Raw genomic sequence first — 22,469 nt, 5'->3', positions numbered from 1 at the left:
CAATATAAAGCCAGATTAGCATAAGTGCTGAGTTTGGATTAGCAATATAAGCTGATGAAATACTGAAAACTTAAGGTCCGTTTATCTTTTGAACTAATGCAGATTACAATCTACCGGCTACCACGCTTAGAACACGATGAGGTTTGTAATTCATGTAATAACGAACGGCGACATAACCAACCACCCCAGTAGCAACGATGAGTTCAAGATACGCTAGGCTGAACACTTGGTTGATGTAATGTGCTTCAATCCCTTGTACTTGCATCCATGCTGCCAATTTTAACAAGGCCGTTGCACCAATCACCATGGGGAAGGTAAACGCCGCATAACCTGGGCTAAATGGTAAGCGTAGTAGTTTGAAAAATGCTACATAAATGATGAGCGTCATTAGCACTGCAATACCAAACAATAGACCGATGATAACCGGCGATGGATTCACAGAAACCGTTAGGTAGCCGGCTAAAGATAGACTGGCTGGCGCGGCCATAATCGCAATCGTTGGTTTTGCTCCATCAGGCACTTCGTCAGAGAAGATCAGACGATAAACCATGAGAGGCAACATAACAGCATAAGCCCACAAACCGAACATCAACACAGCATTCGCAACGGGCTCTAAGGTTGGATTACCTGAGAAAGACACATCTGCGACGATAATACCAATCGGAGGGACAAACCAACTTGGCACCATGTGGTGAATCTCAAACTGTTTTGCTCTGTGGTATAAGAAACTCACTAAGAACACGACATGTAAAGCAACCGAAACTAACCACAGCGCTTCTTGTAAGAATGGAGAGATTGGCGCTAACGAAGCCGACACGACCATACACCCCATCGCGAATGTTGGCACAACACTTCCAACAACGGGGTGAGCAAGATCTTCACGTAATAAGTGACCGTGAATCAGAAACTTCACAGCTAAAACAAGAAGTAACACTGCCGCAATAGCGGCACTGGACCACTGCACCAAGCCCGGAGTGGGTAAAATACCTTGTGTAGTTAAAACCCCATCCCAACACCAACCTAAGCTGGCAATGGCAAGAGCTAACCCAGCCATAGGTGTTGGAGCACCGGTTAATCGATATTTAATACGTTGAATCATGTCAGCCTCTCTTAAACTTAATCCACTAAACTTGTGAAATCATCAGCTTGTTGAAGCCATAATAAGCTTGCACTTCGTTAAATAATATCCAATTATATATAACAAGCGTTTATAAAAACTAAACATAAATTTCTCCCCTCATGTAAAGCTAGGAAGCTGATGGCCAATATTTCAATCAAACAACTCAAAGTATTTGTCACTATTACCCAGCACTCGACATTGACGGCGGCCTCTGAGGCTCTGTTTCTATCTAAGGCCGCTGTCAGCATGGCGCTAAGCGAAATGGAAAAACAACTCGGCCACTCGCTATTTGACCGGGTCAACAACCGATTGATTCTCAACCAAGAGGGACATAAGTTACTCCCTTTAGCGGATGAGATATTACATCGTGCTGCTGGTATTGATGTTTTGTTCCGAGATGATCAACCCTTAAGCGGCAATCTAAAGGTTGGTGCGAGCGACACGATTGGTAATCAGGTTGCGCCGTTTATTTTGTCTGGTTTTCGTGAGCTCACTCAGCATCAAGATCAAAGTTTATTCATTTCAAACAGTGCCTTGATCTGCCAAAAGTTGGTGGATTACGAACTGGATATCGCGTTAATTGAAGGAAAAACGCTCCATCCAGAGCTGCTCTCTAGTCAGTTCAGTAGCGATGAAATGTGTATTATCGTGAGTAATCAACACCCTCTGGTGTCACAGAATAAAGTTTCATTACAAGATTTAGAAGGCAGTCACTGGATTCTGCGTGAATCAGGATCAGGGACTCGAGAGTTTTTCCTGCGTACCGTCGCGCCGCGTATCGAGCACTGGTATGAATCCTTTGAGCTCAACACCACAGAAGCGATTATCAATTCGGTATCTGCTGGGCTTGGGCTTGCCTGTTTATCACGATTAGCCGCACAACGAGCGATTGATTCCGGCCGAGTTAAAGTACTCGATGTCCCACTCGACATGAAACGCCGATTCTGGATACTGGTCCACAAAGACAAATATCAAAGCCCACTGCTGAAATCTTTCATGAGTTATTGTGAAGACTGGGCTACACATCAAGATTGAGGCCGCATAGTTCGGCCATCAACTGGACTTTTCACATCATAAACTGTATAAAAAGCCAGTAAAATTTATCAAACTTAGAGGATTAACCATGGCTGTTATCGTCAAGTACGTGGTGGAACGCAACGGAGAAGAGAAAATGACTTTTACCTCTAAAGCCGAAGCTGACGCATACGACAAAATGCTGGATATGGCTGATGAGCTTTTTGAACTGTTAAGCAAAAGCGATTTAGTTGAAGATGAAGGCAAGCAAGAAGAACTTGCTATGTATCTAGCGAAGAACAAAGAAGAAGTGCTTTACGCATTAGGTGCTAAGCGCAAACCCGCTCCGAAAAAAGCGAAGAAGCTTGAAGCTGTTGAAGATGCAGAAGAAGATGCAGCATAACTAGCTGATACCTTTCTCTAAAAAACGCCAATAACCTCTCCCATCAGAGTCCGTTATTGGCGTTTTTTTATACTTCATTGATATGATGAGCTCATGCTAACGACGACATTAGCGAATCTCAAAGCGCCGAACAACAAGCGGGAAATGCCTGAACCTACCGAAAAAAACCGTTAATCGATCCTAGCGGAAGACCAAAACGCTACGCCTATCACTAAAACCAAAGAGCCCGCCTTATGTTGGCTGTTTTTTATCCACTATTGCTCTACTATCTATGTCTAAAGATGATTTGTCACTAAGATTAAATACACAAGCCATCGGTATTTAACTGAATCTTTTCGAAGGAATAATATGAAAGAGCTCATCATTCATACCATTACCGTGTTCATGGGCTTCTTTGCTATTATGAACCCTGTCGCCAATACACCAATCTTTCTCGGATTAACCGGTGATAATGATAGAGAAACGGTAAAATCGATCGCTTTCCGCTCAGTACTACTCGCTTTTATCATCGTCAGTACTTTTGCCATTTCTGGCAAACTGATCTTCGACCTGTTTGGTATCACACTTTACGCACTTCGCATCACAGGCGGGATCCTAGTGTTCTTGATTGGCTTTCACATGCTGCAAGGTGACTCAACACACTCGAAGGCAAAAGAGAAGGTCAACTCAGACGCTCAACAAGATGCCGCACTCAGTATCGCCGTATCACCACTCGCTATGCCGATACTGGCTGGCCCTGGCACCATTGCTACCGCGATGAATTTTGCGAGTACAGAGGGGATTTACGAAACCGTCATTACCATCGTCGCCTTTGGCCTACTGTGTACCTTAACCTACGTGCTGTTTGTGTTTGGCGAACGCTTCGTGAAAGCTGTCGGCCCAAGTGCATTAAATGTGATAACCCGAATGATGGGGTTGATCCTTGCCGTTATCGGTATGCAGATGTTAATTGAAGGGATAGAGCAGGCTTATAAAGCGCTCTTTATTTAGAGGTGCTAGTCATAAAAGTACCAAGATAAGGAGCCCGTGAGGCGATAGTCGTTCTGTAAGACGATGATCGTGGCTCCGTTCGATAACAAGTGTACCTGTCAGCACTCATTTCTCATTTCTCATTTCTCATTTCGAGAAACTATCTCTTAAAAGACAAGCAATATCATTTTACAGACTTTATCCCAATGCGCCCTTTCATAACGAGGGCGCTCTCTTTATGATGAATGTCATTAAATTAACTTTGCTAACGGCAACGCTTTTTATTTGAGCCATTGTTATAAATAGCAAAATCAAGACTCAACACATGGAGATTCAACATGGCTTACTTTTCACTAGCCTTCGGTACGGCAACCAAAAATCGCGACAATAAAATCATTGAAGCGTTCTTCCCTAACCCACATCTCAACCCAAGCGACGCTTTAGTCTCAGCGATTGGTGAAGTTGCAGGTTACACTGAAGGCAACCAAGCTATCGAAATCTCTGCTGCACAAAGCGCAGAACTGGCGAAAGCATTCGCAGCAAACGATGATGCAGCTAATGCATCCTTCGCAGAAAAAGCGGCAGCGTCTGAACAGCCACTTGTGCTGGTTATTCTTGCAACGGACGACAAGCCAGCATCAGTGGCTGAAGGGTTCCTCAAGCTACAACTTATCTCTAACCGCCTAGTACAACCACACGGTACGGTACTGGACGGCATCTTCGGTCTACTGCACAACATCGCATGGACAAACGAAGGCCCTATCGATCTTCCAGAGCTAGCTGAGCGTCAAATCGAAGCTCGCCTTGCGGGTCGCGCTCTGTCTGTAGATTGCGTAGACAAGTTCCCTAAAATGGTCGATTACGTGGTACCAACAGGTATTCGTATTGCTGACACCTCTCGTGTTCGTCTTGGCGCACATGTGGGCGAAGGCACAACAGTCATGCACGAAGGTTTCATCAACTTCAATGCTGGTACAACTGGCGTGAGCATGGTTGAAGGTCGTATCTCTGCAGGTGTTGTTGTCGGTAACGGTTCAGACATCGGCGGCGGCGCTTCGATCATGGGTACTCTGTCTGGTGGCGGTACTATGGTTATCTCTATCGGCGAAAACTGCCTACTAGGTGCAAACGCGGGTCTTGGCTTCCCTATGGGCGACCGTTGCACGGTTGAGTCTGGTCTTTACGTGACTGCGGGTACTAAGGTTCGTATGCTAGATAAAGAAGGCAACGAAGTAGAAATCATCAAAGCTCGCGACCTCGCTGGCGTTTCTGATCTGCTGTTCCGTCGTAACTCTGTGACTGGCCAAATCGAATGTATTGCAAACAAGTCTGCTATTGAACTGAACAGCGAGCTACACAGCAACAACTAATCTAAGCGCTAGATGCTAGATGCTAGATGCTAGATGCTAGATGCTAGATGCTAGAACATATAAAGCCGTTGGGGTTAAATCCAGCGGCTTTTTTTCATCAGAAAGCCGCCGAAAAAGCAATAGACGATAAAAAAGCGCAGACCTTTCGATCTGCGCTTTTCATTTTTGCATAACCTAGCCTAGATTAATGCGGCTAGTAAGAAAGTGATTAACCCACATTCTTACGTGCGTTTTGGAACATACGCATCCAAGCGCCATTCTCGCCCCAACCTTCTGGAGACCAAGAGTTTGCAACGGTACGGAATACACGCTCTGGGTGCGGCATCATGATAGTCACGCGGCCATCTGTCGTCGTTAAACCCGTGATAGCGTTTGGTGAACCGTTCGGGTTGTTCGGGTATTGCTGCGTTGGGTTACCGTTGTTATCAACGTAACGAAGAGCAACCGTACCTGAGTTTTCTATCGCGTTTAGGTGGTCGTTGTCACGCACTTCTACGCGGCCTTCACCGTGAGAAACGGCGATTGGCATACGAGAGCCTTCCATGCCGTTGAAGAAGACAGAGTCAGACTTCTGAACCTCAACTAGGCTGAAACGCGCTTCGAAACGCTCAGATTCATTGCGAACAAAACGTGGCCAGTACTCTGCACCCGGGATAAGTTCACGCAGGTTTGACAACATCTGACAACCGTTACACACACCGAGAGAGAAGGTATCTTCACGTTTGAAGAAGTTTTCAAACTGGTCACGAGTCGAATCGTTAAACAGAACCGACTTAGCCCAACCTTCACCCGCGCCTAGTACGTCACCGTAAGAGAAACCACCACAAGCCACAAGGCCGTTGTACTCTTCTAGAACTGCTTGACCCGTGAGGATATCGCTCATGTGAATGTCGGTTGCTTCGAAGCCTGCACGGTCAAATGCTGCTGCCATTTCAACGTGAGAGTTAACACCCTGCTCACGTAGAATCGCCATTTTAGGTTTCGCGCCTTTATTAATATAAGGAGCAGCGATATCTTCGTTTACGTCAAAGCTCAGTTTCACGTTCAGACCTGGGTCTGAGTTGTCTTTCTTCGCTTCGTGTTCTTGGTCTGCACATACTGGGTTATCACGTAGACCTTGCATCTTGTGCGTGGTTTCAGCCCAGATAGTACGTAGTTCAGTACGGTTACGTTCAATTACTACAGACTCACCAGACTTAATCACTAGCTCATCAGACGCTTCCCCTTCACCAACAACGCTGCCAATTACGTGTGAACACGTATCTAGGCCATGAGCCGCAAGAGTAGAAAGAACCGCATCTAAATCATCGTTACGCACTTGGATGACAGCACCGAGCTCTTCGTTGAATAGTGCCGCAAGCGTATCTTCGCTATTCTCTGATGCAGATAAAAGCGCCGCAATATCAGCATTAATACCACAGTGACCTGCGAACGCCATTTCTGCTAGCGTTACCAATAGACCACCGTCACCTTTATCGTGGTAAGCGACAACTTGATCGTTCGCTACCAGTGCTTGAACACCTTCGTAGAAACCTTTTAGTTGCGCTGCGTTGTCTACGTCTGCTGGCTTATCACCAAGCTGCTTGTAAACCTGTGCAAGTGCTGTCGCACCTAGACGGTTTTTGCCGTTACCTAGGTCGATAAGAACCAGTGAAGTGTCACCTTTGTCAGTGCGCAGTTGAGGCGTAATCGTCTTACGAACGTCTTCAACACGTGCGAACGCAGTGATAACAAGAGATAGCGGAGACGTGACTTCTTTCTGCTCGCCATTCTCTTCCCACTTAGTCTTCATCGACATTGAGTCTTTACCCACAGGGATAGTTAGACCCAGTGCTGGACATAATTCTTCACCGACGGCTTTCACCGCTTCGTAAAGACCGGCATCTTCACCGGGGTGACCCGCTGGAGACATCCAGTTCGCCGACAGTTTAATGTGTTTGATATCGCCGATGTTAGTCGCTGCGATGTTTGTGATTGCTTCACCAACCGCTAGGCGAGCCGATGCGCCGAAGTCTAGCAATGCCACTGGCGTACGCTCACCAAGAGACATCGCTTCACCGTGGTAAGAGTCATAGCTTGCTGCCGTTACCGCACAGTTAGCAACAGGAACCTGCCATGGGCCAACCATTTGGTCACGAGCGACAAGGCCTGTTACCGAGCGGTCACCGATGGTGATAAGGAATGTTTTCTCTGCGACTGTTGGTAGGCGAAGAACACGGTCAACCGCTTCGTTCATTTCGATGCCAGAACGGTCAATCGCAGGGTTGTTTGCTTTTAGCGTTTTCGCGTCACGGTGCATCTTAGGCGTTTTACCTAACAGGATGTCCATTGGCATGTCGATTGGCGTGTTGTCGAAGTGTGAATCTTCTAGTTTAAGTTCACGCTCTTCCGTTGCTTTACCCACCACTGCGTATGGTGCACGTTCACGCTTACAAATCGCGTCGAATGTTGCCATGTCTTTATCAGCAACGGCCATTACGTAACGCTCTTGAGATTCGTTACACCAGATCTCAAGTGGGCTCATGCCCGGCTCATCGTTTGGTACATCACGTAGGTTGAAGATACCGCCACGCTCACCATCGTCTACTAGCTCAGGAAGTGCATTCGAGATACCACCCGCGCCCACATCGTGGATGAATGCGATTGGGTTCGCATCACCTAGCTGCCAACAACGGTCGATCACTTCCTGACAACGACGCTCCATTTCTGGGTTTTCACGTTGTACAGAAGCGAAATCAAGATCTTCAGAAGAAGAACCCGAATCCATTGAAGATGCCGCACCGCCGCCAAGGCCGATGTTCATCGCAGGACCGCCAAGAACGATTAGGCTTGCTCCTACTGGGATCTCTTTCTTCTGAACGTGCTCATCACGGATGTTACCAAGACCACCAGCCAGCATGATTGGTTTGTGGTAACCACGCACTTCTTCACCGGCGTGAGAGTTGACTTTCTCTTCGTAAGTACGGAAGTAGCCAAGTAGGTTTGGACGACCAAATTCGTTGTTGAATGCCGCGCCACCAAGAGGACCTTCAAGCATGATATCCAGAGCAGTAACGATACGGCTTGGCTTGCCAAAGTCAGTTTCCCAAGGTTGAACAAAGTTCGGGATCTTAAGGTTAGATACAGAGAACGCCACAAGACCCGCTTTTGGCTTACCACCAATACCGGTTGCGCCTTCATCACGGATTTCACCGCCTGAACCTGTTGATGCACCCGGCCATGGAGAAATCGCCGTTGGGTGGTTGTGCGTTTCAACTTTCATCAATATGTGTGTTTTCTCTTGATGGTAGTTGTACTGGCGAGTTTCTGGATCTGGGAAGAAACGACCCACTTCAGAACCCGTCATGACTGCTGCGTTATCTTTGTAAGCCGACAGTACGTTATCAGGGGTGACTTCAAACGTATTTTTAATCATCTTGAACAATGATTTTTCTTGCTTAACGCCATCGATAGTCCAATCAGCGTTAAAGATTTTATGACGACAGTGTTCAGAGTTCGCTTGTGCAAACATCATCAATTCAATGTCAGTCGGATTACGTTCGAGTTTTTCAGTGAAGCTTTCAAGCAGGTAATCAATCTCATCTTCTGCAAGTGCAAGACCTAGGGTAACGTTTGCTTTTTCAAGCGCTTTACGTCCGCCAGCCAGTAGATCAACTTCGGTATAAGGGGCCGGTTCAGCCACCGTGAACAGCGCCGCCGCTGATTCGAAGTCAGTGAAAACCACTTCCATCATACGATCGTGTAGAATGGCTTTTAGCTCAACAAGTTGAAGTTCAGAAAGTTCAGCAGAGGTTTCAATGTAGAAAGCAGTACCGCGCTCTAGACGTGACACTTTAGCCAGTCCACAGTTGTGTGCGATATCTGTTGATTTTGAAGACCAAGGCGAGATAGTGCCAGGGCGTGGCGTTGCAAGTAGCAGTAAACCTTCTGGTTCATGCTCTTCAATCGTTGGACCGTAAGTCAGTAGCTTTTCTAGCTTCTCAACTTCAGACTCATCTAGGTCTGCCGTTAGATCAGCAAAGTGGGCAAACTCAGCGTAAATACCTGTAACAGGCAAGCTTAATTCACGACAAAGCTCTAAAAGCTTGTTAACACGAAACTCAGATAGAGCTGGGGAGCCACGCAAAATTCTCATGTGCTTAGGTCTCTTATGCAGTTGATTAAGGTAGTATTGGAATAAATTCAGTGGGTTATAGGAACAACCTAACTGTTTTCTTCGAAGCTATTCCCGAAGGTTGCCAAACCTATGCCGATCCCACCTCTTCAATGCGAGCGCATTATAAAGCATTTCTTTTTGTGACGTAACACCAAAAGCAACCGTTTGCGTTATTTTTTTTATCTTTCTGTATAAATGCCACTTTTACTGCATTTATCCGCACTTTTACCTCTGTTTAATTAAACCTGCTTTGCCAGTCTTGCGGGGTTTGGTATAAAGGGGCTTCCACTTTTTGAGATTTCATTTTGATGCCTAAATTTACGCTCGCCTTTTCGTCTAAATTCCTTCTGCTTGTTATCGCTCTGTTGGGGATAACGGGGTGCCAGATTGAATCTGATCCCAAAAGTGTCCTTGAGCAGATACAAGAACGCGGTGTGCTTCGTGTCGGCACTCTAAACAATCAACTATCCTATTACATTGGTCCTGATGGCCCAGCAGGTTTGGATTACGAGTTGGCTCGTGAGTTTTCACAAGAGCTTGGTGTCAAACTTGAGGTTAGGCCTGCATATCGCCTATCCGATCTATTCCCCGCCTTAAAGAAAGGTGAAATCGATCTCATCGCAACAGGGTTAACACAAAATAGCGACCTGACACGTGTCTATCGCGCCGCGCCCGCTTATTATTATGTCAGCCAACAAGTCGTGTATAAAAAGGGGCATTGGCGACCAAGAAACCTCAAGCAACTGATTAAGTTTGAAAATAAGCGTCAGGCTAAGTTTGCAAAGAAACACGCAGAGTCCGAAGGAGCCATATCGAGTGAAACACTGACCCCCTCTTTGGTTGTGGTCAAAGACTCTCACTTTGAACCGACACTCAAAGAGCTACAGAACACCCATAATGACTTTATCTATGACGCGGTAGAGAACGCAGATATCAATGACCTACTCAAAGAAGTCTCGACCGGTGAGCGCTTATTTACCGTGGCTGATTCTATCGAACTGTCTCTGGCGCAGCGTTTATACCCTGACGTTGCGTTAGCGTTTGAGTTAACTGAAGATCAACCGATCTCTTGGTACTTACAGAAGTCTGAAGATGAAAGCCTGTATGCGTTGCTGATTGAGTTTTTCGGCAATCTAAAACAATCGGGTGAGCTAGCCTCACTAGAAGAGAAATACATCGGTCACATTGGTACCTTTGACTACGTTGACACCCGTGCCTTTATTCGAGCACTGGACAGCAAACTGCCAAAATGGTCGCCGCTATTTCAACAGTACTCGCAAGAATTTGACTGGCGTTTGATTGCCGCTTTGGCCTACCAAGAGTCGCATTGGAACCCTGTCGCGCGCTCTCCAACAGGTGTTCGTGGCATGATGATGTTGACGCTACCGACGGCGAAAAGTGTCGGTGTAACCAATCGTCTTGATCCGAAACAGTCGGTACAAGGTGGCGTCGAATACCTGCGTCGTATTGTCAATCGAGTTCCTGACTCTATTGATCAACATGAAAAAATCTGGTTCGCCCTCGCCTCATATAATGTGGGTTATGGACATATGATGGATGCTCGACGTATAACCAAAGCACAAGGTGGTGACCCGGATGCGTGGGGAGACGTAAAAGACCGACTGCCGCTGTTAAAACAGCGAAAATACTACCGCTACACCCGTTACGGTTACGCTCGTGGTGATGAAGCGAGGAACTACGTAGAAAATATTCGCCGTTATTACCAAAGTATTATTGGTCATGTCAATAAGCGCAATAAAGACCAAGAGGTCAACCTTGAAGGTTTAGTGGTTATTCCACCTTTAGAAACCTCTGGCGCTGAATCGACAATCAATGCAGCTGAATCCGCAATCAACAACGCTGAGTCTTCCAAATAAATAAAAAAGAGCAATGCCATTTCGCATTGCTCTTTTTTTTTATTCCCGAGAGACTGGTGAGCGTTGAGAGACTCAATAACAGAGTGACCGTTAAATTTGAGGTGTCATATTGCAGTAACCATTCAACGTTATAACAGCACTCCACAAACGAGAGGATGCTTGATTGCATTCAGTATGAGAGCGGCTGAGAAAGGCAATATTAAGTTCTCAGCAAAACGCTTAGAACCAATCCGCCAATAATTACAACTGAAGCCATAGTTACAACTGAAGCCATAGTTAACAAGCCAAACGACCAAGAGGAAATCGTTGAAATGATGAAGAACAAACTGAAATCGAAACGCCTTGATAAGACCGTTGCCGCCAACCGTCGTAAGCGTATGCTTTCAAATAATAAGAAAAAAATCATTTGGCGCAACCGTGCTTTCATGCAGATGATTGCTGAGTAAATATAATGACCAAGTACGTTTGCTTAGCACTCTTATCATTGAGAGTGCCGAAAGCTCGTTGCTATCTCTTGTTACTGACCTTGTCTGCTTCTAAACGCTGCGCTTCCAACAAACGGTCTTGCTTCCTTTTCTCTTTTATCTCATTTCTACGACGCTTAAAAAAGGCCTGCAACTGTCCTCGGCACTCTTCTTCCAACAAACCATGCTCAACATCAGCATAATGGTATGAAGCTTGGCTTTCGAAGAGATTCAATACCGTCCCCGCCGCCCCAGCTTTTAAATCCGGCGCACCAAATACGATCCGTTTTACGCGGCTATGCAACAAAGCTCCAGCACACATAGGGCAAGGTTCAAGCGTGACGTATAACGTGGTATCAAGTAAGCGATAATTTTCTAAGGTTTGACCTGCTTTACGCAAAGTTTCGATTTCAGCATGTGCTGTGGCATCGTGGCTGCCAATCGAACGGTTCCACCCTTCCGCTATAATGGCTCCATCTTTGACCAACACCGCTCCAACCGGAACCTCTCCCTCTTTCTCTGCTTGCTTGGCGACCTCGATGGCGCGTCGCATGAAGATTTCATCTTGAGGGCTGAATTGATGGTCTGACAAAGGAAACTCCAGAATACAAAGGATAAGAACAAAAATAGGTATGCCATAAAGCATACCTAATCTTCGTAATAATGAACAATAAAGAGATGATGAACAATAACGATGGCTTGTTCGTTAAATCGTTAACCAACAGTATCGTCTAAATCACTGACGATAGGGGTCGCTTTAACACTCACAATACGGTTATTTTCAACGGAGATGACCTCAAACTGCCACTGCTGATATTGAACAACTTCACCAGCATCAGGTAAACGCCCTATCAACCAAGTCACAAGGCCATTCAAGGTCTGGAAACTCTCGCTTTCACCTTCAAAATCGGCCAGCTCTAAACGGTTCTTCAGTTCACTGAGAGGGATTAACCCATCCACTAGCAATCCGCCTTCTACTTGCTCCGTCCAAAGATCTTTAGGGTTATTCGATAACTCACCAGCAATCGCTTCAAGAATGTCGTAATGAGTGACCAAGCCTTGTACGTCACCATATTCATCAACGATGAACGCCATCTCAGCCCCTGACTCTTTAAAGTAACTCAGTAAGCGCAGCGCCTTCATCGACTCTGGAACATAGATTGGGGATCTCGACAGCCCCATGATAACTTGAATACTTAAATTGCCCGCTTGATTCAGCAAGGCTTTAGCTGACACCGTACCGACCACTTTATTGAGGTGTTCTTGGCACAATGGGAAGACACTGTGCTTTGATGAACGTAATTTCTTGAATATCTGATCAACAGGTTGCTCGATATCCAAAAAGTCGACTTCTCTTCGCGGGGTCATTAACGAGCTCACAAGACGATCATCCAACTGCAATATATTGCGAATCATCTCTTGCTCACCACGCTCAATTACGCCAGATTCAGAGCCCTCTTTCACGAGTGCATGAATATCATCTTCTGTCACACTGTCTTCTTCACCGCTACGCCCCATCAATTTAAGAATGCCCTCGGTTGAAGCCGACAACGCAAACACAAATGGCGTCGCAATTTTAGATAACCAAAAGATGGGTAGAGCCACTAGCACAGCAATATTTTCGGCTTGAGATTGAGCAAAACGTTTTGGCACGAGCTCACCCACAACAATCGCGAAATAGGTAATCCCCACCACGACAACCGCAGTAGACAAGATATTCGCTTGTGTTGGGTCTAAACCCCAAAGCTCCAGTTGAACTGCCAGTGGAGCCGATAACGTCGCTTCACCTACAATACCGCTGAGTAGACCGATGACCGTAATACCGATTTGAATGGTTGAAAGGAAGCGTGTTGGATTTTCTTTGAGCTCAAGGGCAACCTGAGCCGAGCGATGTTTTTCAGCTAAGCGTTTCAGCCGACTATTTTTTGCTGCTACCAGTGCAATCTCTGACATGGCAAACAGACCATTTAAAACAATTAACCCTACTAAAAGCAGAATTTTCATGTGGATTGGATTTCCTAATTTTACCGGCCAACAATTAGCCGTAAGGCGGAGTATAAGCTGAGTACCTTTATCTTGGATATAAAAAAAGTAGCAAAAATTTGCAAAAAAAACCCGCACATTTCAGTGCGGGCTTCGATGGTTTTATCTGACTTACTTTTCAGACTTACTTTGCTTACATCGTGTAAGTGTAAGGAGCTTGGATACCCAGTGGGATACCAAGAGCCCAGTAAGCCAGCAAGAAGAGAGACCAACCGATTAGCATTGCAATCGAGTATGGCATCATCATAGAAGCGAGTGAACCAATGCCTGAACCCTTCACGTAACGCTGCATGTAAACAACCACTAACGGGAAGAAAACCATCATCGGAGAAATGATATTAGACACTGAATCCCCGACACGATACGCCGCTTGAGTCAGCTCAGGAGAAATACCCACAGCCATCAGCATTGGAACCATAATAGGACCAATCAGCGCCCACTTAGCAGAAGCCGAACCGACCAATAAGTTAACAAATGCGGTAAGTAAAATCATACCAACAATCGTCACTTGCCCGGGTAGATTCATCGCTTGCAATAACTGAGCACCCGACAACGCCAGTAATGTACCCAAGTTAGATTGAGAGAAAGCCACCAAGAACTGAGCAATAAAGAAAGCCATTACCATAAAGCTTCCCATAGTAGCCATGGTTGCAGACATCGATTTAATGATGTCGTCGCTCGCTTTAAAAGTCCCAACAATACGGCCGTAAACCACCCCTGGAATGATAAACAGGATGAAGATAAGCGGCACAATAGATTGCATAATTGGCGCATTAAAAGACGTAATTTCCCCCGCTGGAGAACGAAGTGGTGAGCTTTCAGGTACTAAAGCAACAACCAAAGCTGCAATACCAGCAAGCATAGCCCAACCCGCGCGAGAAAAAGCCTTACTTTCAATTTCAGTAAATGACCCCATATCTGGCGCTTCTTCTGCATCTTCATCAATCGCCGTTTTCGCAAGACGTGGTGAAATAATCTTATCCGTGACGTACCAACCAATCGATACAATTAATAGAGAAGATAAACCGGTAAAAAAGATATTGGAAAGAGGGTTTACTATGTAATTTGGGTCAAGAATTTGAGCGGCTTCTTGTGTAAAGCCAGCCAAAAGAGGATCAATACCTGATGGCAAGAAGTTCGCGGCAAAGCCACCGGATACACCCGCAAAGGCCGCAGCAATACCCGCTAGAGGGTGACGCCCCGCAGCATGGAAAATGATACCACCAAGAGGAATAACCAGCACGTAACCGGCATCTGCAGCAGTGTGAGACACAATCGCGACTAAGATAAGCATCGGCGTTAGTAGCTTCGCTGGAGTCACGTTGAGCATCTTTTTCAGTCCGGTATTAATAAAGCCTGAAGCTTCAGCAACACCAACACCTAGCATAGCAACCAGTACGATTCCAAGAGGTGCAAACCCAGTAAAGTTAGTCACCATATTCGCTAAAAAGCTCGCAAAGGCCTCACCCGTCAATAAGTTCGAAACGACAATGGCTTCGCCAGATACAGGATGAATCAAATCAAAAGTAAAACGTGAAAGTACTGCCGATAATACCCAGACAATAATAAGCCCCCAAAAAAAGAGCAGAGCGGGATCTGGAATTTTGTTTCCGGCGCGTTCAATGAAGTTTAGAAAGCGATCCATACCACTGATATTCTCAGTCGATGGGGCTTTTTTTACGGCTTGACTACTCATTGGAACTCCATATGTGATGTTGTTTTTATTTAGGCCGAATATACATTTGGACCATGACCTATTGGCACAGCACATATTCTATTAAAACCACCATTAAAAAGCACAAGAACCCGCACTATTTTCCATAAATGGAGACATATTTTGCAAAAATACAATGCAACCACAACAATATAAAAACACAAAGCACACCATACCCTATACATCCCATTAACCACCTTGCAAACAATGTCCGAGAACAGAGAAATATCAATAAAAAAGGAGGGGGGGAGCCTTCGTATCCAGTAAACGTTTGCTTGGTTGCTTAATCAAACTCACTGTATTTAGAGAGCATGGTCTCTAGGCGAATGTTTTGTGCACGGTTCATGCGATCTTGCCATGTCATGGTGACCGTAATATTTTTTAAAGCTCCCGATAAAGCATCATCAGCATTGGTCACTTCACATGTCATCGCATAATCTGAGCCGGATAACCCTGACAAGGGCGCTGAATTTGTCGAATTGAGACAATAACGGGCTTGGTTGAGATCGGAAAAAGGGATTAACCCAACCGCCCCACTCATCTCCGATACTCGAGTTCGATAAAATTCCATCTGCCTTTCAGCAAAGTGCAGTGCTTCGATGCTTTGAATCGCAAACTCTGACTTTTGCTCGACATAAACCTGCAATTTAACCAACCCAAGTGACGCCACTCCGATGAGCAGAAAAGAGATCAGCACCTCTATCAAACTAAAGCCTCGCTGATTAAAAATCATTCCATGATCCTCGCTTCCATTGATAACTCGAAGGTGGGTCACTTGGATTAGACTCAGCACGAAAATCCAAATCCATGTCACCCACAATGGTCGTTACCCCCTGTGGCGAATCAAAGATAAGGCCACCGGAAGGTAAACCAGAAGCAAATTGAATCCCGACACTTTTTTTAACCACACTGGCGTCGTCGATGTCTTTGATAAAAGGCGCGAATACGTTCGGAGCAGCAAGGGTCTTCCAGAAGTTATCGATACGAGTTTTAACATGGCTCTTTTGATAATCGACCAAATGATAAATCACACCGTTGTATGTCATCGCCCCCCTCAACGCGAGCGCACCATCTTGAATCACCAACAGCTGTGATTGATTGTTTGTCGCGACAACCGCGGTATCAACATAGCAATTACCTTCAATCCACAGACCTTGGGTTTGTCCCAAAGTAAAGTGATCCATAATTTCCGTTGCGCAGTCTGTCGCGTTAGTCAATATGGTGTGTTTAAAGAGTTCAGTATCTTGAGAAAGGTCCACAATATTTTGATCCGTCTTAGCCATACCAAAGAAGGTATAAAACGGGTTCATATTCGGATCAGGATTAAAGTCTTTTTTGAACGGCGGCGGATTGGTTCCTTGATAGGAATCAGGAGCATAGATTGAATAACGACTTCCCGAACTGGCTTTAGGGATCGCTGTTTTATAGTCGCTATCACACACACCATCAAAACCAGAGAACGGACCATCCGCACTTGGATCAAGGACTTCTAATCCTAACGATTGCCCTGAATCACCATGTACAGAATCGTATTGATAAGTTAAAAGATCAGCAAAAGTAACACTCACGCATTCATATTCATTACCTCTGATCGGTTCTTCCTTTACTGTAGGTTTCAGACTCAGAGTGCCAATGAGTTCAATAGGGCCTGTCGACTGGATAGCCCCACGGCCTAGCTGAGAGGTTTCTTTTATTGTCTTATAAAGTGATTGTGTCCTCTTCGACGATCTCACGATATAAGCCTTAGCCGTCACACTATCAGAGATGGTGATTTGGGGTTGATTATCATAAGGGGAGCACCAATCTGAAAAGTGGGCTGGGCGTGTACTGGCCTCTTTGATCTCTAAAATGGTTTTATCAAGTTCCCGTAAATAGGAATAAGTACACTCTAAACCACCTTCAGCTAACCAATGAGCTTTACGCCCTTCCACCTCATTTTGAGCCACTTTAATTTGATGAAAAACACTACGGTACGTGCCTAACGTCACCACTAAAGCCGCCATTAAAAGCACCGACGTAATCAATAACGTCACTACACCACACTGTTTTGTGAAGGTCATCATTGCCAGTTCCTTTGTTTAACCGTCACTGAAATCGATTTGGAGACACCTGCGGTTGGAATTGAAGCCGCAATACTGATCTCTGTGAGTGTTGTTTTAATCGCATTTTTCTCTAATACCTGCGAGTGGATATCGAGTTCATCCACTTCGATGAGACTGTCATCAAACAACGAATAACACCCGGTGACTTCATTGAAAGAAGGAAGACCAGCTGAAACCTGTGTGCCTTTTTCACATATTTGCAGCTTAGTGCCCTTTTTTTGATAAACGATATTCCGGTAATTTTTATTGCTGCTAGAACCTTCACGGTAATAGACAAAACCTACCGCACTACCGCCACTCACTTGGATGGTATGACTTGCACCGGACAACTTGATTGAATGACCGTTTGAACCATCATAGCCCGCTCGTTGGATATCTTCCTTCATGACCTGCATGGTACTGGTGAGGTTTTGCAGCAGTAATAATTCAATCCCCTTATCTTTGGCTATTCTCTGCCCAGTGATGAACACACTGCCAATGATCGAAATGGCGAACACGCCAATCACAGCAGCCACCATCAATTCAATCAATGATGCACCTTGTTGTTTGCTAGGCGCGACCGCTATCGCCTTAACACGCATCATAGCCATACTGCGCACTCGATTCGCCGCAAACCTTAATTCGCCCCGGAGGGCTAGATAACTTGATCAGCAGTCGATCGTTTGATGCGCCATTCGGAAAGAGATAAATCGTCCCTCTGCTTGGCCTTCCTCTAACACTCTCAAAAGAGATGCGCTCTCCGGTGTAGTTGTGAGAAAAAGAAACATCACGAAACGGCTTACCCGACAACACCAATAAAGTTTCACCAGAAAGATCCTCGGTAGGCTTTAACCAAACCGTCCACTCTCCGGTTGATTGCACCGTGTTCTTTTCCATAGAGAAATGCACCCACAGATCTTGATTCCTGTTGACCGATTCAGACTTGGCCTGAATAAGAAAACCATTCAACTCACCCGCGAGTCGCTGCATCTTGACGGTTTCAGTTACCGAACTAAAACTCGGGGCAGCCGCAACGATCAGTATCGATAACACCAATACCGTGATTAACAGCTCTAATAAAGTAAACCCGCGAGTCATTTCCCAAATTCCTATGTAATCCAATGCGTAACCGTATTTAGTCTTGCTCTGATGCTATCACCAGAGAAAAATAGACAGAGTGATGAAAGGAAACTACTCGCGATGATTCGAATAAAGAAATGCAACAACAACAACTTAAGTATGAAAGGAATGACATTGATCGAATTATTGATCGCCGTCATCATCGTAGGGATACTCGGTGCCATTGCGTATCCAAGCTATACTAGCCATGTTATCAAGGCACACCGAGTTACCGCGTTAGCTGACATGACAAAAATTCAATTAGAGATAGAAACCTTATATTCGGGAAGTTACGCATCGGCAGCAGCGAATATAATTTCAGGCGGGACATGCTTGTTTTGCGCGACTGATACTCGCCGATACACACTTGCGATCTCGGCGAGTAGCACCACCTATTCGATTCAGGCTGAACCACTTTCACCACAAACCAAAGATAACTGCTTAGATTCAAACACCGATATTTTGGAATTACACCACTCAGGTATGTCACAACCAGAAGCGTGTTGGAGGTAACGAGCCAAACCATCAAAAAGACGTGAGATCTTATCTACAATAATCTCCGTTCTTTATGCTTTAAACCCCTTTTTCTCTCGTCATCTTGTTCTCTAATCTTGTTGTTCTCTAATCTATAGACACAAAAAAGCCTGCTACATGAGCAGGCTTTCTAATGTTATCAATAACTCTAAGAATTAGCTTAACGAGTTACCAAGTACTGCATTGATTACTTAGTTAGGTCATCGAAGAAGTTTTTAACACCGCTGAAGAAGCCTTCAGACTTTGGCTTATGCTTGCTTGCCGCTTCACCACCACAGGTATCTTCAAATTCACGCAGTAGCTCTTTTTGACGAGAGCTTAGCTTAACCGGTGTTTCAACCACTAGCTTAACGATTAAGTCACCCACACCACCGCCACGAACACCTTTCACGCCTTTGCCACGCATACGGAACATACGGCCCGTTTGTGTCTCTTCTGGCACTTTAAGGTTCACGCGACCATCCAGGGTTGGAACTTCCACTTCACCGCCCAAAGCTGCCATAGAGAAGCTGACAGGCACTTCACAGTAAAGGTTGTTACCGTCACGTTCAAAGATGTTGTGCTCTTTTACATGTACTTGTACGTATAGGTCGCCTGCTGGTGCGCCATGTTCACCGGCTTCGCCTTCGCCAGATAGACGAATGCGATCACCAGTATCAACACCTGCTGGGATCTTAACGTTAAGTGTTTTGGTTTTCTGTTTACGACCTTGACCGTGACAAGAGTTACATGGGTCCTTGATGATCTTGCCTTTACCGTTACAAGTAGGACAAGTCTGTTGAACCGCGAAGAAACCTTGACGCATTTGTACTTGACCATGGCCATGACAAGTGCCACAAGTTTGCGCAGAAGAACCTTTCTTCGCGCCGCTACCATCACAAATATCACACTCAACCAGTGTTGGTACTTCGATCTCTTTAGAAACACCACGAACCGCTTCTTCTAGCGTCAGTTCCATGTTGTAACGTAAATCGGAACCACGTTGTGCACGCGCTTGACCACCACCTCGACGACCGCCGCCGAAGATGTCACCAAATACGTCACCGAAAATATCGCCAAAATCACCTTGGCCGCCGCCAAAACCACCGCCGCCCATACCGCCTTGTTCAAAAGCAGCGTGACCGTACTGGTCATAAGCAGCTTTCTTTTGAGGATCGGTTAAGGTCTCGTACGCTACTTTTACTTCTTTAAACTTATCGGCTGAGATATCGTCACCTTGGTTACGATCCGGGTGAAACTTCATCGCTAAGCGTTTGTACGCTTTTTTAATATCGCGCTCTGATGCATCGCGGCTTACGCCTAATACTTCGTAAAAATCACGTTTTGACATGTTCTTGGTCACCAAAATAATTGCTACTACCGAATGATCACTTCAGTAGTCTGTGTATCAATCTAGATAAAAGTTCTGCCGGCTGAATCACCGAATAAAGCTATTATCTAGATCGACAAGTCTAAATACAAATTTACGGGCGTGAGAGTTACCTCTGACGCCCGTATTAATAAGTCTTTGAGACAAATTTCTAAGCAGATAGCTTGAGTCCTAAGTGGAAGCGCGGAGCCTACGTTAGTAGGTGAGCACTTCCGACAACGAAATTAGGCTACTCTGCAACGAAATTATTTTTTGTCGTCTTTAACTTCTTCAAACTCAGCGTCAACAACGTCGTCGTCTTGCTTAGGTTGCTCACCCGCTTCAGCGCCAGCTTGCTGTGCTTGAGCTTGTTGTTGAGCAATTTCCATTAGCTTTTGAGCGGCTTGCATAAGTTCTTGAACTTTAGCGTCGATAGCTTCTTTGTCGTTACCAGACTTAACTTCTTCTAGTGCCGTAATAGCCGCTTCGATCTTCTCTTTCTCGTCTGCAGGTAGAGCTTCACCAGCTTCTTCTACTTGCTTACGAGTACCGTGAATCATTTGGTCAGCTTGGTTACGTGCAGTTACTAGCTCTTCGAACTTTTTGTCCGCTTCTTTGTTAGCTTCTGCTTCTTGTACCATTGCTTCGATCTCTTCCTCAGACAGGCCGCCTGATGCTTGGATAGTGATCTTCTGCTCTTTACCCGTCGCTTTATCTTTAGCAGATACATTCAGGATACCATCAGCATCTAGGTCGAATGTTACTTCGATTTGTGGCATGCCACGTGGTGCTGGTTGGATACCTTCTAGGTTGAACTGACCAAGAGACTTGTTGTAAGTCGCTTGCTTACGCTCACCTTGAAGAACGTGGATAGTTACTGCGTTTTGGTTGTCTTCAGCTGTAGAGAACACTTGATCCGCTTTAGTAGGGATAGTTGTGTTTTTCTCGATAAGCTTAGTCATCACGCCGCCCATCGTTTCGATACCGAAAGATAGAGGAGTAACGTCTAGTAGTAGAACGTCTTTAACGTCACCCGCTAGTACACCACCTTGAACAGCCGCACCCATTGCAACAGCTTCGTCAGGGTTCACGTCTTTACGTGGCTCTTTACCGAAAAATTCAGTTACTTTAGCTTGAACCATAGGCATACGAGTCTGACCACCAACTAGGATAACGTCAGTGATTTCGCCTACAGATAGGTCAGCATCTGCTAGAGCTACTTTTAATGGCTCAAGAGAACGTTGAACTAGGTCTTCAACTAGAGACTCAAGCTTCGCACGAGTCACTTTGATGTTCATGTGCTTAGGACCAGTCGCATCAGCCGTAACGTAAGGTAGGTTTACGTCAGTTTGAGTAGTAGAAGAAAGCTCGATTTTCGCTTTTTCTGCTGCTTCTTTCACACGCTGCATTGCTAGTGGATCAGTTTTAAGGTCGATACCTTGCTCTTTCTTGAACTCATCAACTAGGTAGTTGATCATGCGGTTATCGAAATCTTCACCACCAAGGTGAGTGTCACCGTTAGTTGAAAGAACTTCGAAAGTCTTCTCGCCTTCTACTTCATCGATTTCGATGATAGAGATATCGAATGTACCACCACCAAGGTCGTATACAGCGATAGTGCGATCACCACCTTGCTTGTCTAGACCGTAAGCTAGAGCAGCAGCAGTTGGTTCGTTGATGATACGTTTAACATCTAGACCAGCGATACGGCCAGCATCTTTAGTTGCTTGACGTTGAGCATCGTTAAAGTAAGCAGGAACCGTTACTACTGCGCCAGTTACTTCTTCGCCTAGGAAGTCTTCAGCTGTTTTCTTCATCTTTTTAAGAACTTCAGCAGATACTTGAGGAGCAGCCATTTTTTGGCCTTGCGCTTCAACCCATGCATCACCGTTATCAGCCTTAATGATGTTGAAAGGCATGATTTCGATATCGCGTTGAACTTCTTCATCTTCAAAACGACGACCGATTAGACGCTTGATAGCGAATAGTGTGTTTTGAGGGTTAGTAACAGCTTGACGTTTCGCAGGTTGACCAACTAGCGTTTCGCCTTCTGTGTATGCGATTACTGATGCAGTTGTGCGTTCGCCTTCAGCATTTTCAATTACGCGTGGTTTGTCGCCGTCAAGAACAGCAACACAAGAGTTAGTAGTACCTAAATCAATACCAATGATTTTACCCATCAGGCCATCTCCGAAATATTTTCTATTAAGTTTTTGCTATACCCACATATGTGGGGGTGGTAATCAGGGAATCAACC

General features: G+C 45.4%; 18 protein-coding genes. 7 read left to right on the top strand and 11 right to left on the bottom strand.

The window, feature by feature from the left end:
- Positions 1-103: 103 nt before the first annotated feature.
- Positions 104-1,099, bottom strand: a complete 996-nt coding sequence (locus OCU36_RS03430; protein ID WP_446697404.1) for a TDT family transporter — start codon at positions 1,097-1,099, stop codon at positions 104-106.
- Positions 1,100-1,258: 159 nt separating this feature from the next.
- On the opposite strand from OCU36_RS03430, the gene OCU36_RS03425 reads away from it, so the two are divergent.
- The 4 genes from OCU36_RS03425 to dapD all read left to right on the top strand — a co-directional run bounded on the left by OCU36_RS03425 (position 1,259) and on the right by dapD (position 4,876).
- Positions 1,259-2,155: a LysR family transcriptional regulator gene (locus tag OCU36_RS03425; protein WP_261839049.1), complete on the top strand. Its 897-nt coding sequence runs from the start codon at positions 1,259-1,261 to the stop codon at positions 2,153-2,155.
- Between the two features lie 88 nt (positions 2,156-2,243).
- Entirely contained in the window at positions 2,244-2,537 is a 294-nt protein-coding gene (locus OCU36_RS03420; protein WP_046224544.1) for a YebG family protein, read from the top strand.
- Positions 2,538-2,885: 348 nt separating this feature from the next.
- Positions 2,886-3,527, top strand: coding sequence for a MarC family protein (locus OCU36_RS03415; RefSeq protein WP_261839048.1), 642 nt, complete (start codon positions 2,886-2,888; stop codon positions 3,525-3,527).
- Between the two features lie 317 nt (positions 3,528-3,844).
- Entirely contained in the window at positions 3,845-4,876 is a 1,032-nt protein-coding gene (gene dapD / locus OCU36_RS03410; RefSeq protein WP_261839047.1) for a 2,3,4,5-tetrahydropyridine-2,6-dicarboxylate N-succinyltransferase, read from the top strand.
- A gap of 208 nt (positions 4,877-5,084) precedes the next feature.
- On the opposite strand, the gene purL is transcribed toward dapD, so the two are convergent.
- Complete coding sequence (purL, locus tag OCU36_RS03405; RefSeq protein WP_261839046.1) at positions 5,085-9,011, bottom strand: phosphoribosylformylglycinamidine synthase; 3,927 nt, start codon at positions 9,009-9,011, stop codon at positions 5,085-5,087.
- 329 nt (positions 9,012-9,340) lie between these two features.
- Here purL and mltF point away from each other — a divergent pair, with 329 nt between their 5' ends.
- Positions 9,341-10,909 carry a membrane-bound lytic murein transglycosylase MltF gene (gene mltF, locus OCU36_RS03400; RefSeq protein WP_261839045.1) on the top strand — a complete coding sequence of 523 codons (1,569 nt, stop codon included), beginning with the start codon at positions 9,341-9,343 and terminating at the stop codon, positions 10,907-10,909.
- A gap of 311 nt (positions 10,910-11,220) precedes the next feature.
- Positions 11,221-11,355, top strand: a complete 135-nt coding sequence (locus OCU36_RS03395; RefSeq protein ID WP_010438952.1) for a hypothetical protein — start codon at positions 11,221-11,223, stop codon at positions 11,353-11,355.
- 61 nt (positions 11,356-11,416) lie between these two features.
- On the opposite strand, the gene tadA is transcribed toward OCU36_RS03395, so the two are convergent.
- The 7 genes from tadA to OCU36_RS03360 all read right to left on the bottom strand — a co-directional run bounded on the left by tadA (position 11,417) and on the right by OCU36_RS03360 (position 18,309).
- A complete protein-coding gene (gene tadA, locus OCU36_RS03390; RefSeq protein ID WP_261839044.1) occupies positions 11,417-12,019 on the bottom strand; it encodes a tRNA adenosine(34) deaminase TadA in 603 nt (200 codons plus the stop codon).
- Positions 12,020-12,087: 68 nt separating this feature from the next.
- Positions 12,088-13,377 carry a hemolysin family protein gene (locus OCU36_RS03385; RefSeq protein ID WP_261839043.1) on the bottom strand — a complete coding sequence of 430 codons (1,290 nt, stop codon included), beginning with the start codon at positions 13,375-13,377 and terminating at the stop codon, positions 12,088-12,090.
- 172 nt (positions 13,378-13,549) lie between these two features.
- Positions 13,550-15,112, bottom strand: a complete 1,563-nt coding sequence (locus OCU36_RS03380; protein ID WP_261839042.1) for an AbgT family transporter — start codon at positions 15,110-15,112, stop codon at positions 13,550-13,552.
- Between the two features lie 301 nt (positions 15,113-15,413).
- Positions 15,414-15,863, bottom strand: coding sequence for a prepilin-type N-terminal cleavage/methylation domain-containing protein (locus tag OCU36_RS03375; RefSeq protein WP_261839041.1), 450 nt, complete (start codon positions 15,861-15,863; stop codon positions 15,414-15,416).
- The gene (locus tag OCU36_RS03370) at positions 15,853-17,193 is read right to left on the bottom strand and encodes a hypothetical protein (RefSeq protein ID WP_261839040.1); all 1,341 of its coding nucleotides are present in this window, start codon (positions 17,191-17,193) and stop codon (positions 15,853-15,855) included. The genes OCU36_RS03375 and OCU36_RS03370 overlap by 11 nt, the downstream gene beginning before the upstream one ends.
- Complete coding sequence (locus OCU36_RS03365) at positions 17,190-17,822, bottom strand: PilW family protein (protein WP_261839039.1); 633 nt, start codon at positions 17,820-17,822, stop codon at positions 17,190-17,192. Before OCU36_RS03365 ends, OCU36_RS03370 begins: the two co-directional genes overlap by 4 nt.
- A complete protein-coding gene (locus tag OCU36_RS03360; protein WP_261839038.1) occupies positions 17,803-18,309 on the bottom strand; it encodes a GspH/FimT family pseudopilin in 507 nt (168 codons plus the stop codon). The genes OCU36_RS03365 and OCU36_RS03360 overlap by 20 nt, the downstream gene beginning before the upstream one ends.
- A gap of 102 nt (positions 18,310-18,411) precedes the next feature.
- On the opposite strand from OCU36_RS03360, the gene OCU36_RS03355 reads away from it, so the two are divergent.
- Positions 18,412-18,843: a type IV pilin protein gene (locus tag OCU36_RS03355; protein WP_290334690.1), complete on the top strand. Its 432-nt coding sequence runs from the start codon at positions 18,412-18,414 to the stop codon at positions 18,841-18,843.
- Between the two features lie 208 nt (positions 18,844-19,051).
- On the opposite strand, the gene dnaJ is transcribed toward OCU36_RS03355, so the two are convergent.
- A complete protein-coding gene (dnaJ, locus tag OCU36_RS03350) occupies positions 19,052-20,194 on the bottom strand; it encodes a molecular chaperone DnaJ (protein WP_261839037.1) in 1,143 nt (380 codons plus the stop codon).
- Between the two features lie 284 nt (positions 20,195-20,478).
- Positions 20,479-22,392 carry a molecular chaperone DnaK gene (gene dnaK / locus OCU36_RS03345; protein ID WP_261839036.1) on the bottom strand — a complete coding sequence of 638 codons (1,914 nt, stop codon included), beginning with the start codon at positions 22,390-22,392 and terminating at the stop codon, positions 20,479-20,481.
- Between the last annotated feature and the right edge of the window lie 77 nt (positions 22,393-22,469).

It is taken from the genome of Vibrio artabrorum (genome assembly GCF_024347295.1).
In the GTDB taxonomy this organism is placed as follows: domain Bacteria; phylum Pseudomonadota; class Gammaproteobacteria; order Enterobacterales; family Vibrionaceae; genus Vibrio; species Vibrio artabrorum.
This window is presented reverse-complemented; position numbering and strand designations above follow the sequence as displayed.

Excerpts from the sequence above, each read along its gene's own strand:
- OCU36_RS03430 (WP_446697404.1), bottom strand. The coding sequence starts at position 1,099 with ATGATTCAACGTATTAAATATCGATTAACCGGTGCTCCAACACCTATG.
- OCU36_RS03425 (WP_261839049.1), top strand. The coding sequence starts at position 1,259 with ATGGCCAATATTTCAATCAAACAACTCAAAGTATTTGTCACTATTACC.
- OCU36_RS03420 (WP_046224544.1), top strand. The coding sequence starts at position 2,244 with ATGGCTGTTATCGTCAAGTACGTGGTGGAACGCAACGGAGAAGAGAAA.
- OCU36_RS03415 (WP_261839048.1), top strand. The coding sequence starts at position 2,886 with ATGAAAGAGCTCATCATTCATACCATTACCGTGTTCATGGGCTTCTTT.
- dapD (WP_261839047.1), top strand. The coding sequence starts at position 3,845 with ATGGCTTACTTTTCACTAGCCTTCGGTACGGCAACCAAAAATCGCGAC.
- purL (WP_261839046.1), bottom strand. The coding sequence starts at position 9,011 with ATGAGAATTTTGCGTGGCTCCCCAGCTCTATCTGAGTTTCGTGTTAAC.
- mltF (WP_261839045.1), top strand. The coding sequence starts at position 9,341 with ATGCCTAAATTTACGCTCGCCTTTTCGTCTAAATTCCTTCTGCTTGTT.
- OCU36_RS03395 (WP_010438952.1), top strand. The coding sequence starts at position 11,221 with ATGATGAAGAACAAACTGAAATCGAAACGCCTTGATAAGACCGTTGCC.
- tadA (WP_261839044.1), bottom strand. The coding sequence starts at position 12,019 with ATGCTTTATGGCATACCTATTTTTGTTCTTATCCTTTGTATTCTGGAG.
- OCU36_RS03385 (WP_261839043.1), bottom strand. The coding sequence starts at position 13,377 with ATGAAAATTCTGCTTTTAGTAGGGTTAATTGTTTTAAATGGTCTGTTT.
- OCU36_RS03380 (WP_261839042.1), bottom strand. The coding sequence starts at position 15,112 with ATGAGTAGTCAAGCCGTAAAAAAAGCCCCATCGACTGAGAATATCAGT.
- OCU36_RS03375 (WP_261839041.1), bottom strand. The coding sequence starts at position 15,863 with ATGATTTTTAATCAGCGAGGCTTTAGTTTGATAGAGGTGCTGATCTCT.
- OCU36_RS03370 (WP_261839040.1), bottom strand. The coding sequence starts at position 17,193 with ATGATGACCTTCACAAAACAGTGTGGTGTAGTGACGTTATTGATTACG.
- OCU36_RS03365 (WP_261839039.1), bottom strand. The coding sequence starts at position 17,822 with ATGGCTATGATGCGTGTTAAGGCGATAGCGGTCGCGCCTAGCAAACAA.
- OCU36_RS03360 (WP_261839038.1), bottom strand. The coding sequence starts at position 18,309 with ATGACTCGCGGGTTTACTTTATTAGAGCTGTTAATCACGGTATTGGTG.
- OCU36_RS03355 (WP_290334690.1), top strand. The coding sequence starts at position 18,412 with ATGATTCGAATAAAGAAATGCAACAACAACAACTTAAGTATGAAAGGA.
- dnaJ (WP_261839037.1), bottom strand. The coding sequence starts at position 20,194 with ATGTCAAAACGTGATTTTTACGAAGTATTAGGCGTAAGCCGCGATGCA.
- dnaK (WP_261839036.1), bottom strand. The coding sequence starts at position 22,392 with ATGGGTAAAATCATTGGTATTGATTTAGGTACTACTAACTCTTGTGTT.